This window comes from Snodgrassella sp. ESL0253 (genome assembly GCF_013344965.1).
In the GTDB taxonomy this organism is placed as follows: domain Bacteria; phylum Pseudomonadota; class Gammaproteobacteria; order Burkholderiales; family Neisseriaceae; genus Snodgrassella; species Snodgrassella alvi_B.
On sequence record NZ_JAAEDQ010000006.1, the window covers coordinates 1 to 12,779 of the forward strand.

Consider the following 12,779-nt stretch of genomic DNA (forward strand, 5'->3'; position numbering starts at 1 on the left):
CTAACCATTTATAACACCGAAAGACCTCATGAAGCACTAAATAATATGACGCCGATTGAGTATAAAACACTAAAACAAGCAGCATGATTTTCTACGTCAGTTTTGTACTAACTATGGGGTATTTACATTTCCAATTCCAGTAAAGACATGCTGTATCTGGTTGCATCGGTAAAAAATCATAATTTTTGGGGGTAGTTATATATGTTGCCAGTTTCAGTACTTCATCCATTTATTGTGCGTAAACTGTTTGAAAATAGTGATTAGTCAGATTGTAAAAATCTAATTTATAAAATGTAATCTGCTCTGAGCCTTATGTGTAGCACGGCGGCAATGCTGATGTGCTGATGATGCAACAATACGGTATAAAATGGGTAAAGAAAACTTGCAGAATAAGCAATGTATTCAGGAATACACTAGTTTCTATTTTTAACTATGCAGATTCATAGCCTATAATCTGTTTTTGAAACGTTGAATTGGTGACTTTTTTCCTTGTTAAATTCCATATTTTGGAATGCTCCAGTTTATTTTTAGCCACGCTGTGGTTATTTTGTACCTTTTAGAAAGAATGTATGTCTGAAGTGCTCAGTCACAATTATCCATCCCCGTCAGATAATTTTCGCTGTGGGTTTGTTGCCATTGTCGGCCGCCCGAATGTGGGAAAATCTACATTAATGAATCATCTTATTGGCCAGAAAATCAGTATTACCAGTAAAAAAGCTCAGACTACCCGCCATAGAGTTAATGGTATTTATACCGATAATGAAGCGCAATTAATATTTGTTGATACGCCGGGCTTTCAGACTTATCACCGTAATGCACTGAATGACCGTTTGAATCAGAATGTTACTGAAGCAGTAGCCGGTGTGGATGTAATTGTTTTTGTGATTGAGGCATTACGCTTTTCTGATGCGGATCGCGAAGTATTGCAGCAATTACCGCAGCGTATTCCCGTGGTGCTGGTCGTTAATAAGGTAGACAAGGATAAAGCAAAAGACCAAAGTGTCATGCAGGCTTTTATTGAAGAAGTACAGCAGGCTTTTACTTTTACCAAGGTGGCACTGGTGAGTGCCAAGCATGGTTTGGGTGTTGCCCAACTGGTACATACGCTCAAACCCATGCTCCCACAGGGAATCCCGCTTTATCCTGAAGATATGGTAACAGATAAATCGGCACGATTTCTGGCTATGGAAATTGTGCGCGAAAAACTGTTTCGTTATCTCGGTGAAGAGCTGCCTTATGCCATGAATGTAGAGGTGGAACAGTTTGCTGAAGAAGATGGCCTATACCGGATTTATATTGCAGTTCTAGTGGATAAAGACAGCCAGAAAGGTATTCTGATTGGCAAAGGCGGGGAAAAACTGAAAAAGATTTCCACTGAAGCACGCTTGGATATGGAAAAGCTGTTTGAAACCAAAGTATTTTTAAAGGTTTGGGCAAAAGTGAAATCCGGCTGGGCTGACGATATTCGCTTTTTACGTGAATTGGGCATGTAAGGTTTAATAAATATAAGTATTTATCTGCCCAGATGCCGCTGTACAGGCAAGAAAACAGTTTACTCAGTTTGCGCAGATATTTTGTTAATATAGAAATATTTTGATATCCTTGACATGTATTTATTTGTAAATGTAATCAGACATTGCTCTGCATCAGCTAGCAGGTAATAGTGGTTTTATGCTTTTAAATATTCTGGACTTTGTACATGCCAGTATTCAGCAAGTGGTGCAGGCTGGCGATACGGTGATAGATGCCACAGCGGGTAACGGGCACGATACTCTTTTTCTGGCCACATGTGTTGGCGAACAGGGTAAGGTAATGGCCTTTGATATCCAGAAAGCTGCATTGCAGGCAACCAGTAAAAGATTGGTCAATGCAGGCATGCGTGAACGGGTTGAGCTGATTGAGGCCGGACATGAGCATCTGGATGATTATATTGAGGGTGAAATTAGTGCCATCATGTTTAATCTGGGCTATTTACCGGGAGCAGACAAAAACTGTACTACTACAGCCACTACAACACTGAAAGCCATTCAGGCCGGATTAGCTCATCTGGCGGTTAATGGGGTGCTGGCGGCGGTTTTATATCCGGGGCATGAGCAGGGCAGAATTGAAGCTCACGCAGTACAGGAATGGGCTGCCAGCTTACCACAACAGCAGATAGCAGTATTAAAATATGCTTTTATTAATCGGGTACATAATGCGCCATATGCTTTGTTATTGCAAAAGCATGCATAAAACCACGAGTTAAAGCAAAAGGAAACTAGAGATGAAACGCAGGGAACTGATAGAACTGGCTGCCACTGTATTACAGCGGCTGGACGCCATCTTACCACCATTAGCTCAGGAGCCAGACTGGACGGCGGTTGCTTATCGCTGGCATAAGCTAGGTAATAAGGGCATTCTGGAAAGCCTGCCCCATCCACACACCTTTGCCCTGAACTGTCTGGCCGCAGTAGATGAACAACGACGCCAGCTGGTGCGCAATACCGAACAGTTTCTTGCTGGCCGGCCAGCAAACAATGTATTAATGACTGGTGCGCGTGGTACGGGTAAATCATCATTGGTTAAAGCGTTATTGCATCAATATGCTGCTCAGGGTTTACGTTTGGTGGAAGTGGATAAAAGTGATTTGCTCACTTTACCCGCGTTGCTTACTATGCTGGCGCAACGGCCAGAAAAATTTATTCTTTTTTGTGATGATTTGTCGTTTGAAGACGGCGACGATGCTTATAAAGCACTGAAAACCACGCTGGATGGTGGCTTGTCACAGCGCTGTGACAATGTACTGGTTTATGCTACTTCCAACCGTCGGCATCTGATGCCTGAATATATGGCCGACAACCTTGCACAGACTGGCAGTGGTGGCGAAGTTCATCCACAGGAGGCGGTAGAAGAAAAGGTATCATTGTCTGATCGCTTTGGTTTGTGGCTGAGTTTTTACCCATTCGACCAGAGTGCCTATTTGCAGGCAGTAGAAAACTGGCTGGAAGAAGCTGGTTTACACTTGGATGACATGGCCAGACGTGCTGCACTTAACTGGAGCCAGAGTCGTGGCAGTCGCTCGGGCAGGGTGGCTTGGCAATTTGTCTGTGACTGGGTCGGGCGGGAACCACAAGAAAGAAAAGTTTGATTTTTTCTGCGTGAAGATTTTTTTGGTTCTACAACTTAAAAAATAATGTAATTAATTATAGAATAGATTTAATAAATCTTTTTGTAATAATTTATTTGTTTTATATATTGTTAATAAATTATCTTGAACAATATATAAGTAATCATTGTTTTGAAATTGATAGCCTAAAAAACGATGAGATAAATAATCATTTATTGTTTTTCCTTACAACTGTATAAAAGCTTTATCTTTCTTTTTTGAGCCTTCATAATAAACATTATCACAATCTAATTCTCCTTCTTTACAACAAGAAACTATTTTAATTGTATACCTCGCTGATTCATAATTATTGGTATATAAACAATCACGAGTAAGTTCTTTTGCTGAACAAGTGAAAGACAATAAATACGCTGTATTTCAGACAAATTTTTGTCATGGTTAATTCTGCCAGTATAAGTTTATTTAATTCTTAAGCTTTACAGGATGCAATATGGCTTTCTTGTCAAAATAATATTCTCCATTTGGCGCAGTAATTAAATCCCATTTTAAATTATGCCTCTGTAAAGTAATGATTGCTATACTGTCTTTGCCACCAAAAGTACTATCAAAATGAACTTTAATTTGATTATTCGCCAGCCGGGATTTGAATCTTATATGACAATCTATTTTATTACCAAAATGAGCAATTGAGCACAACTCTCCCTCTACGGCATCATCTGTATTTATTGTTAACTGTATTGAAAAAGTACTATATGGTATTTTGCTATTATCTAAATAAATTTTATTGTTCCAAAGTCCTTTAATATTTACAGCATGTGCGCTTCCTGAATGAAATATAAAAAAAGAGAAAAGGAATAAATAGCGTATAAAACCAAGCTTCATGGATTTTACCTTTTGATAATTATCTTCTTGTTTTAAACTGCTTTATATAAATCAGCAAAAGCTTAATTATCAAATAAATCAGACTGAACTTTGGGCGGAGCCACCTGTACACGGCGTTCACCCGCAGCAAAGCGAATATTTAGATACTGGCCGGTTTTCAGTTTACTGCTATCGCTAATAACCTGTCCGCGCTGATTGGTTACTACGCTATAGCCTCTGGCCAGAATCTGCAATGGTGAAACAGCATCCAGCACGGAAGCTTGCTGTTGTAGTCGCTGCTGTGCACGCAGCAGAATATGATGCCAGAATTGCTGTAACTGCTGTTTGCGGTAGGCGAGTGCCTGCTGCGCATGAGTAGTTTGTGGCCGCAAGCTGCTTAAGCTTCGCTGTTGCTGTAACAGAATTTGCTGTTGCTGTCTGATCTGACGTTGCATGCTTTGCTTTAACTGGCGTTGCAAGTCTGATAGTTGCTGCTGCTGTTGCTGCCAGTTTTGTTGCGGGTGTTTTAACTGGCGCGCCACCCAGTCGAGTTTCTGTGAAGCATCGTAATAGCGCTGTTGCAACAATTGGTGAATGCGGGTTTGCCATTGTGCAACAGTACGTCGCAATTGCGCCATATCCGGGCTGACCAGTTCTGCGGCCGCAGTAGGAGTAGGTGCGCGCACATCAGCAGCAAAATCAGTCAGGGTAAAATCGGTTTCATGGCCAACGCCGCTAACGGTAGGGATAGTACTGGCGGCTACAGCCCGTACTACAATTTCTTCATTATAAGACCATAAATCCTCAATACTGCCGCCACCACGGCAGATAATCAGTACATCTGCGTGAGCATGCTCGTTGGCAGTGGCAATGGCAGATGCAATCTGTTGTTCACTGCCGGCTCCCTGTACCGCAGTCGGATAGACAATCACGCTGATGCCGCTATGACGCCGACGTAAAGTTGTCACCACATCACGCAAAGCTGCTGCGGCCAGACTGGTGACCACACCTACCACTTTCGGATGGGGCGGTAACGGGCGCTTACGTTGAGAAGAAAATAAACCTTCCGCAGTTAATTGTTGCTTCAGACGTTCATAAGCTTCATATAACTGTCCCAAGCCCTTATGCCGCACGGCATTGATGGTAATCTGGAATTCACCACGGGCTTCGTAAATACTGATTTTTCCGGCTACTTCAAGGTCATCGCCTTCCTGTAACGGCTGGCTAAGTTGCTGTGCCACGCCTTTAAACAGTACACATCTGACCTGTGCACGGGCATCTTTTAAAGAGAAATAATAGTGTCCGCTGGCGGCACGGGTAAGATTGGAAACTTCGCCACCAATCCACAAACCAACCAGATTCTGTTCGAGTAATTGCCGGGCACATGCATTGAGTTCAGAGACACTTAATGCAGCTGGAGCAAAGAAGTCAGACATAAAAAACACCATTATTTCGAGCAATTTTGTGGTGCTGATATTATACGGCCTTTTTTACTGGGTTTCAGTTCTGTATATACACCGTGGTATAGTGCCATTTTGTCGTTTATGAGCAGAATTATGGGCTGGTTAGCCGGTTTGATACAACGCCACTGGCAACATCCACAGACAGGGCTGGCCATATTGTTATGGCCGCTGGCACGGATTTTTCAGATAATAGCGATGCTGCGCCGCTGGCTTTATCGAGTCGGGCTATTGCCCAGTAAGCGGCTGCCTTGCCCGGTAGTGGTAATCGGCAATATTCATGTTGGTGGCGTGGGTAAAACTCCCTTAGTGGCTGCACTAGTGCAGGCATTGCATCAGCGGCAGATTAAAGTTGGTATCATCAGCCGCGGCTATGGGCGTTCCAGCAAAGATACGGTAATTATCAATGCCCGTACTACGGCTTCAGAAGCCGGAGATGAACCGCTGATGCTGTTTAAGCAAACTCAGGCACCGATTGCCGTTGCCAGCACACGCGAGGCTGCAGGTAAAGCATTATTACAGGCACACCCGGATTTGCAGCTTCTGCTAAGCGATGATGGCCTGCAACATTATGCTCTCAAGCGGGATATGGAAATTGTGGTATTTCCGGCTGCGGATATTGGCAAAACAATGGATTTGCTACCCAATGGCCCGTTACGTGAATCACTTGGCCGTTTGCACCTGGTTGATGGCGTAATATTCAGTCAGGGCGATGCAATAGCCACGCACCGAGCACAACAGTTAGACATGCTAAAAACACAGTGGTGTGGCTACAGCACATTAAATTATGCTGATTTTTATTGCCTGAACCAGCCTCGGCAGACTGCTCAAGCAATAGAGTTTGCAGGCAGGCATTGTGCGGCCATCGCTGCTATTGGCCGACCAGAGCGCTTTTTTCAGGCATTACAAACTTTAGGCATTGATCTGAAGCAAACCATTGCGTTGGACGACCATGCCGTGATTAAACCAGCAGACTGGCCTGAGGCGGATGTGATATTTATTACCGAAAAGGATGCAGTTAAGCTGACTATGCCTTTGCAACATAATATCTGGGTTTTGCCTCTCTCGGCTCAAATCTGCCCCGATTTGGCTGAATTTATTCAGTCGCGATTACAATTGCGCAGTACTGCTACAATAAAAACGTTATCGTGATGAAAAAGATGCCATAAACACTGGCTACTGGTAAAATTTCTGTAAATTGTTCACACAGCATTTATGGATTGTACAGACTGGTTTGGCTGGTATTGCAGGCGAGGAATTTCTGTTCAGGCCGAATATTTCAGCGTACCCTGTATCGCCATTTCAATATATGGTAAAGTCATTCATCGATGTTATGTGTCAATTATTAACTGGCAATGCCTCATTCAGACATCAGACTGAATGAAAAACGATAGATATCGCTTACCACTGTTGTGGTACTAAGGACAGAAAATGGATCAAAAATATCTGGATATTCTGGTATGCCCCCAATGTAAGGGAAAACTGCAATGGCATGCACAGCAACAGGAGTTGTGGTGTAAGGCTTCGCGGCTGGCTTATCCGGTTAAAGACGGCATTCCCTATATGCTGGTAAATGAAGCGCGTGAATTATCTGACGAAGAATGTACAGTCGACGCATGAGTGATTTTGTCGTATTGATTCCGGCACGCCTGTCTTCCAGCCGCCTGCCAAACAAGGCTTTAGCTGATATTCATGGTAAGCCGATGGTGGTGCGGGTGGCTGAGCGCGCCCGCTCAAGTAAAGCCAGTAAAGTCGTTGTGGCCACAGATCATGCAGATATTCAGGCTGCGTGTCAGGCTCATGGTATTGAAGCCGTATTAACGGCCACAGACCACGAAAGCGGCACCACACGTCTGGCTGAAGCGGCCAGCATCTTAAATTTGGCCGAAAATGACTGTGTAGTTAATGTGCAGGGTGATGAGCCCCTGATTGAACCGGAACTGATTAATGCAGTGGCCGCACAGCTACAGCAAAGCTGTGCCCCAATGGCTACAGCCGCACACTTATTAACTGATTACGCAGATTTTATTGATGCTAATTGTGTTAAGGTAGTGCTGAACAGCCAGCACAATGCATTGTATTTCAGCCGCGCAGCCATTCCTTGGCCGCGTGAGTTGATGCGCAGCGGTGCCGAAATGATGCCGAAAGATATACCGGTATATCGTCATATTGGTATTTATGGTTATCGGGTACAATTTCTGCACCAGTATTCTGATTTGACACCATCCCCATTAGAGCAGGCTGAATCGCTCGAGCAGTTACGGGTGTTATGGCATGGTTTTAACATCGCGGTACAGATCACCCCCCACGCGCCAGCGGCGGGGGTTGATACGATGGCAGATCTGGAACGGGTACGTGCCAGTTGGCCAGATATACACAAATAAATATTATTATTTACAGTATATTAAATTAAAATATAGACACATTCAGGAGTTGAAATGAAAATTTTATTATTGGGTGCACCTGGCGCCGGCAAAGGCACACAGGCACAGTTTATTACCGCTGCGTTCAATATCCCGCAGATTTCAACCGGCGATATGCTCCGTGCAGCAGTTAAAGCAGGCACGCCACTGGGTATTGAAGCCAAAAAAATTATGGATGCCGGTGGTTTGGTGCGTGATGATATTATTATTGGTCTGGTTAAAGAACGTATTGCTCAGCCTGATTGTGCCAATGGCTTTTTGTTTGATGGCTTTCCACGCACACTGGCTCAGGCTGAGGCCATGGAAAAAGCCGGCGTGCATCTGGATGCCGTAGTAGAAATTGCCGTACCGGATGATGTGATTATTGAGCGCCTGTCAGGCCGTCGTGTGCATCAGGCTTCAGGTCGTACCTATCATGTAATCTATAATCCACCAAAAGTAAGCGGTGTTGATGATGAAACGGGTGAGCCACTGATTCAGCGTGACGATGATCAGGAAGAAACCATTAAGAAACGCTTACAGGTTTACCACGAACAGACAGAAGTACTGATTGATTTTTATGGTAAACAGGACGGAGCTACGGCACCGGACTATATCCGGGTAGATGGTACACAGCCGGTAGAAGCAGTTAAGACTCAGGTACTGGCGGCATTAAAACTTTAATATTCTACTCAGGCTGTCTGTTGCGAATTTAATTTTAATCGCAGGCAGCCTTTAATTTTGGCTACAATGTGCCAATACTTTTCCAAACATATATGGCTGGATAAAATATTCAGCCGCGGAGACTTGGGTATGAATATTGCCAAAACTATGTTCGCAACTTTGCTGCTTGGTGTATGTGCTCTGGCACTGGCACGCAAGGAAACCCTATATAACGAACATTATATTGGCCCGGATGAAAATCAGGCATGGGAAGAACATGCTGTGCCGATGCCAGCCTATCCAACAGGTAACGAACAGTGGGCTGATCTCTATATCAGCCAGACTTATACAGGCCAGCCAAAATTAATGCTGAACAGTATTCATATTAATACTGACCATACAATACATTATATTCTGAATCAGCAGTCTAAACAGGGTATCAATAATCTCTCTGCCGAAGCCATCCATTGCCCCACACGACGCATGAAAGTATTTGGATTTGGTGATGATGTCAATAAACGCTGGATACAGCCGCGCAACAGTCAATGGAAAGTAATCGGTACCACCCTGAATGAGCTGGATAAAGTACGCTCAGTGCTGTATCAGACTTTCTGTGAAGACGGATTGCCACGCAATCAGCAGGAACTAATGCAACGTATTACTACTCGCGCCATGCGCTAGACAGGATTAATCGTGGAATGGTTCAGTGATGCTCATATTTGGAGGTTGGTAGTCATCGGTTTTAGTGCCGGTTTGATGGATGCTGCTGTAGGAGGTGGCGGGCTGTTGCAGATACCCGGGCTTTTTAATGCTTTACCAAAACATACCATTGTGCCTATTGTCATGGGTGTCAATAAATTTGCATCAGCTAGTGGTACGCTGGTAGCAGCCATACAATATACTCGACGTATACCTGTACCGTGGGCAATGCTGTTGCCAGCAGCCGTGCTTGCGTTTGTTTTTTCCTATCTGGGCTCGCATATTGTGGTGTATCTGCCCACAGCATGGATGAAACCGTCCATTCTGGTTATTTTAATTGTGATGGCGGTTTATACTTTTCTCAAAAAAGATCTCGGACAGGTTCAGCGCCGGAGCCATCTTAGTCGGCGCGAATATGTTTTTGGTCTCTTTATGGGGGCATTAATCGGCCTTTATGATGGTATTTTGGGCCCCGGTACCGGCAGTTTGCTGGCTTTTGTATTTGTGCGCTTTTTTGCCTTTGATTTCATTACGGCAACCGCCTCATCCAAAGTCATCAACCTGACAACCAATCTGGCCGCGCTGGCTTTCTTCATTCCAAACCAGTACGTGGTGTGGCACTGGGCAATTCCACTGGCTGCTGCCAATTTAACAGGCGGATTAATCGGAAGCAGACTGGCTATGGTTGGTGGCAGTGAATTAATACGCAAAGGATTCATTATCGTGTTATGTATTATGATTTGCAGCTTTGGCCGTGATTTACTTATGCCTTATCTTAAATAATATATTTTTGTATATCATGCTTGTAGTATGTCGTAGTTGCTTGTTTATATCTCTGTACTGCCAGCAGATATATCTGTTATTTAAACAGATTGGCGTTTGTGCCGGAAAAATTGCTGTAATAACTCTTTGGATTCAGCCGCCAGTACACCGCCCAGAATTGCGGTGTGCGTATTAAGCTGGCGGTTGGCAAATAAATTAATCACACTGCCAGCAGCACCAGTTTTGGTTTCAGCAGTACCATAAATTACTCTTTTGACTCTGGCCTGTATTAAGGCGCTGGCACACATGGCACAAGGTTCCAGAGTAATATATACATCACAGTTTTGTAAGCGATAATTGCCCAGCGTGCTACTGGCTGCTGCCAGTGCCTGAATTTCAGCATGGTGGCTGACATTATGGTCGGTAATACAGCGATTATAGCCATAACCAATAAGATTATTTTCGTACACCACAACTGCACCTACCGGCACTTCATTCAGTAGCTGTGCCTGCTGCGCTGCATGTAATGCCTGTTGCATCCAGTGTTGCATGATTTTTGCAGACGGAAACAGGGCTACAGGTGGATGCTGCTTTATCTGTTGACGCCAAAATGTTTTCTCTTCGGCGCTAAAGCTCTGCGCGGTACGGTTTTCCACTAAAGCGATAAATTGCCATAACACGCTTTCAGTACTACTGGTGCTAATGTTTTTAAACTGTAAAAAAGCGGTAATAGCACCATGCTGCTGCAAATCTTCTACGCAATGTATATTAAGCTGTTTAAGAATGGCTATGGTTTTAGGTGCCAGCGGTGGTGTTGTAAGTGGCGTATTCATAAGCAAAGAGAATGATTGATGCCTATTATCCTACTATAAATCTGGCCAATCATGAAAAGGGAATTTGATATGCAGATGGTGTGATAATTACTGATCATCATGGTGGTTTGGGCGTGCGCTGGCTGAATATTATCTGACTCAGAAAATCAAGGTTATTTGCCTGATGCACCATGGCTGGCGCAAGCAGCCGGAAGGAGTACTATAATATGTAATTAATTGGCTGATACTGAGATTCAGGCCATATGACGACAAATTGGCCAGCGAGCAAAACGATCTGGGAAACAAGGATGATATGGTTCTGATTAATAATGCCGGTATAGTGGAATTTAATGTGCTGATAAGGCTAAAACAGCACCACTTAACAAATTCCCGCCCAGCAAAGAGGCATGATTAAATCTATCCGGTAAAATTGTATTCTGATTACTTCTTCGTTTAGTACCTTGTAGAAATTTGTATTAAATCAGAATAATTAGCCAATCTTAAATAGTGATTGGCCATTGATTTTCACTCGTGGTTAAGCATTGGTACTATCGTTAAGCATACTGGTTTGACCTTGCTCAATAATAGCTTGCTCTATAGCGGCTTGATGCACCTCATCGCCATAATCTTGTCGTGGTTCTGGCCTAATCCCTAATTTAATAAGTAATGCTTGATCTTTTTCTATCTGGGGATTAGCTGTTGTTAATAATTTATCTCCATAGAATATAGAATTAGCGCCTGCTAAAAAGGCTAGTGCTTGGGTTTGCTCATTCATTTGTTGCCGGCCTGCTGATAAACGCACATAGGATTTAGGCATCATAATACGGGCGACAGCAAGCATTCTGATAAAATCAAACGGGTCTATATCTGGTTCATTTTCCAGAGGTGTGCCTTTAACTTTAACTAAATTATTAATGGGAACGCTTTCTGGATGTTCTGCTAAATTAGCTAACTGGATTAATAAATTAGCACGATCTTTAACTGATTCTCCCATTCCCAGAATACCACCTACGCAAATTTTCATACCTGCTTCTCTCACATAAGCTAATGTCTGTAATCGATCACTGTAAGTATGGGTGGTAATGATATGAGTATAAAATTCTGGTGAAGTATCTAGGTTGTGATTATAGTAATCTAGTCCGGCATCGGCCAAGGCACAGGCTTGATCTGGTGATAGTTTACCTAAAGTCATACAAGTTTCCATGCCTAATGCTTTCACACCCTTTACCATCTCTAAGACATAAGGCATATCTTTAGCTGTAGGATGCTTCCATGCTGCTCCCATACAGAAACGGGTTGAACCTATTGCTTTAGCTGCTTTGGCTTTCTCTATAACCTTTTGTACCTCAAGTAATTTTTCTTTATCTAGCCCTGTATTGTAATGGCCGGACTGAGGACAGTATTTGCAATCTTCCGGACAGGCACCTGTTTTGATTGATAATAAGGTTGAAACCTGTACCTCATTTGAATTGAAGTATTGTCGGTGTACGGTTTGAGCCTTAAAAATAAGATCATTAAAAGGTAATTGAAATAATTGCATTACTTCAGGCAGAGCCCAGTCATGACGAATAGTGCCCAAGGACATAATAGTTTCCTTTAGTAGCAAGGTTGAGTTTCACAATGAAACATAGCATTTAATGCTGTATTGCCAACCATTTTAAGTTGTAAAATCTACATGAAACGGGGATAGATTTACGGACGGATGCAGTTTTCTGTTTGTGCTATACTGTTTGTTATCTGAAGTTAAAATACGTCTGAATTGGTTTTCTCCCAGCATCAGAAATTGCGATAATACGCTATCAATCCTGAATATACTAATATTTTTTTTAAGGATAAACAGATTGTTTTGTGCCGCACTGCTGTAAATCTTCTATGCTATATATCAAGCTGTTTTAGAATAATTATGGTTTTAAAGGCCAGTGGTAGTGTAGTTACCGGTATGTTCGTAGGCCATGAATTTGTTTGGTGTCCAGTGTCACTCTACAACTCTGGTTAATCTTGAAAAAGGAATTTG

14 protein-coding genes are annotated in these 12,779 nt (G+C 43.1%); 10 read left to right on the plus strand and 4 right to left on the minus strand.

The window, feature by feature from the left end:
- Window positions 1–6: 6 nt before the first annotated feature.
- The 4 genes from GYX26_RS11675 (at window position 7) to GYX26_RS06205 (ending at window position 3,127) form a co-directional block, all read left to right on the plus strand.
- Window positions 7–87 (plus strand): transposase, encoded by an 81-nt coding sequence (locus GYX26_RS11675; RefSeq protein WP_141670356.1) that lies wholly within the window; start codon window positions 7–9, stop codon window positions 85–87.
- Window positions 88–569: 482 nt separating this feature from the next.
- On the plus strand, window positions 570–1,493 hold the full coding sequence (era, locus tag GYX26_RS06195) for a GTPase Era (RefSeq protein WP_174828550.1): 924 nt from the start codon (window positions 570–572) through the stop codon (window positions 1,491–1,493).
- 178 nt (window positions 1,494–1,671) lie between these two features.
- Window positions 1,672–2,232 carry a class I SAM-dependent methyltransferase gene (locus GYX26_RS06200; RefSeq protein WP_174828551.1) on the plus strand — a complete coding sequence of 187 codons (561 nt, stop codon included), beginning with the start codon at window positions 1,672–1,674 and terminating at the stop codon, window positions 2,230–2,232.
- 31 nt (window positions 2,233–2,263) lie between these two features.
- Entirely contained in the window at window positions 2,264–3,127 is an 864-nt protein-coding gene (locus GYX26_RS06205; protein ID WP_100113287.1) for an ATP-binding protein, read from the plus strand.
- 441 nt (window positions 3,128–3,568) lie between these two features.
- Here the strand turns inward: GYX26_RS06205 and GYX26_RS06210 are convergent, their stop codons facing one another.
- Both GYX26_RS06210 and xseA read right to left on the minus strand, forming a co-directional pair.
- Window positions 3,569–3,988, minus strand: a complete 420-nt coding sequence (locus GYX26_RS06210) for a hypothetical protein (protein WP_174828552.1) — start codon at window positions 3,986–3,988, stop codon at window positions 3,569–3,571.
- Between the two features lie 62 nt (window positions 3,989–4,050).
- The gene (gene xseA, locus GYX26_RS06215) at window positions 4,051–5,403 is read right to left on the minus strand and encodes an exodeoxyribonuclease VII large subunit (RefSeq protein ID WP_174828553.1); all 1,353 of its coding nucleotides are present in this window, start codon (window positions 5,401–5,403) and stop codon (window positions 4,051–4,053) included.
- Window positions 5,404–5,523: 120 nt separating this feature from the next.
- Between xseA and lpxK the strand changes: the two genes are divergently transcribed.
- The 6 genes from lpxK (at window position 5,524) to GYX26_RS06245 (ending at window position 9,974) form a co-directional block, all read left to right on the plus strand.
- Complete coding sequence (gene lpxK, locus GYX26_RS06220; protein WP_174828554.1) at window positions 5,524–6,579, plus strand: tetraacyldisaccharide 4'-kinase; 1,056 nt, start codon at window positions 5,524–5,526, stop codon at window positions 6,577–6,579.
- 279 nt (window positions 6,580–6,858) lie between these two features.
- Entirely contained in the window at window positions 6,859–7,047 is a 189-nt protein-coding gene (locus GYX26_RS06225; protein WP_174828555.1) for a Trm112 family protein, read from the plus strand.
- Window positions 7,044–7,811: a 3-deoxy-manno-octulosonate cytidylyltransferase gene (gene kdsB / locus GYX26_RS06230; RefSeq protein ID WP_174828556.1), complete on the plus strand. Its 768-nt coding sequence runs from the start codon at window positions 7,044–7,046 to the stop codon at window positions 7,809–7,811. Before GYX26_RS06225 ends, kdsB begins: the two co-directional genes overlap by 4 nt.
- Before the next feature lie 54 nt (window positions 7,812–7,865).
- On the plus strand, window positions 7,866–8,513 hold the full coding sequence (gene adk / locus GYX26_RS06235; RefSeq protein ID WP_100089510.1) for an adenylate kinase: 648 nt from the start codon (window positions 7,866–7,868) through the stop codon (window positions 8,511–8,513).
- Window positions 8,514–8,642: 129 nt separating this feature from the next.
- Window positions 8,643–9,173 (plus strand): CNP1-like family protein, encoded by a 531-nt coding sequence (locus GYX26_RS06240; protein ID WP_100137224.1) that lies wholly within the window; start codon window positions 8,643–8,645, stop codon window positions 9,171–9,173.
- 12 nt (window positions 9,174–9,185) lie between these two features.
- Entirely contained in the window at window positions 9,186–9,974 is a 789-nt protein-coding gene (locus GYX26_RS06245) for a sulfite exporter TauE/SafE family protein (protein WP_370520854.1), read from the plus strand.
- 80 nt (window positions 9,975–10,054) lie between these two features.
- Here the strand turns inward: GYX26_RS06245 and tadA are convergent, their stop codons facing one another.
- Both tadA and bioB read right to left on the minus strand, forming a co-directional pair.
- On the minus strand, window positions 10,055–10,786 hold the full coding sequence (gene tadA, locus GYX26_RS06250) for a tRNA adenosine(34) deaminase TadA (protein WP_174828557.1): 732 nt from the start codon (window positions 10,784–10,786) through the stop codon (window positions 10,055–10,057).
- Window positions 10,787–11,300: 514 nt separating this feature from the next.
- Entirely contained in the window at window positions 11,301–12,350 is a 1,050-nt protein-coding gene (gene bioB / locus GYX26_RS06255; protein ID WP_174828558.1) for a biotin synthase BioB, read from the minus strand.
- Window positions 12,351–12,779: the final 429 nt, after the last annotated feature.

Excerpts from the sequence above, each read along its gene's own strand:
- era (WP_174828550.1), top strand. The coding sequence starts at position 570 with ATGTCTGAAGTGCTCAGTCACAATTATCCATCCCCGTCAGATAATTTT.
- GYX26_RS06200 (WP_174828551.1), top strand. The coding sequence starts at position 1,672 with ATGCTTTTAAATATTCTGGACTTTGTACATGCCAGTATTCAGCAAGTG.
- GYX26_RS06205 (WP_100113287.1), top strand. The coding sequence starts at position 2,264 with ATGAAACGCAGGGAACTGATAGAACTGGCTGCCACTGTATTACAGCGG.
- GYX26_RS06210 (WP_174828552.1), bottom strand. The coding sequence starts at position 3,988 with ATGAAGCTTGGTTTTATACGCTATTTATTCCTTTTCTCTTTTTTTATA.
- xseA (WP_174828553.1), bottom strand. The coding sequence starts at position 5,403 with ATGTCTGACTTCTTTGCTCCAGCTGCATTAAGTGTCTCTGAACTCAAT.
- lpxK (WP_174828554.1), top strand. The coding sequence starts at position 5,524 with ATGGGCTGGTTAGCCGGTTTGATACAACGCCACTGGCAACATCCACAG.
- GYX26_RS06225 (WP_174828555.1), top strand. The coding sequence starts at position 6,859 with ATGGATCAAAAATATCTGGATATTCTGGTATGCCCCCAATGTAAGGGA.
- kdsB (WP_174828556.1), top strand. The coding sequence starts at position 7,044 with ATGAGTGATTTTGTCGTATTGATTCCGGCACGCCTGTCTTCCAGCCGC.
- adk (WP_100089510.1), top strand. The coding sequence starts at position 7,866 with ATGAAAATTTTATTATTGGGTGCACCTGGCGCCGGCAAAGGCACACAG.
- GYX26_RS06240 (WP_100137224.1), top strand. The coding sequence starts at position 8,643 with ATGAATATTGCCAAAACTATGTTCGCAACTTTGCTGCTTGGTGTATGT.
- tadA (WP_174828557.1), bottom strand. The coding sequence starts at position 10,786 with ATGAATACGCCACTTACAACACCACCGCTGGCACCTAAAACCATAGCC.
- bioB (WP_174828558.1), bottom strand. The coding sequence starts at position 12,350 with ATGTCCTTGGGCACTATTCGTCATGACTGGGCTCTGCCTGAAGTAATG.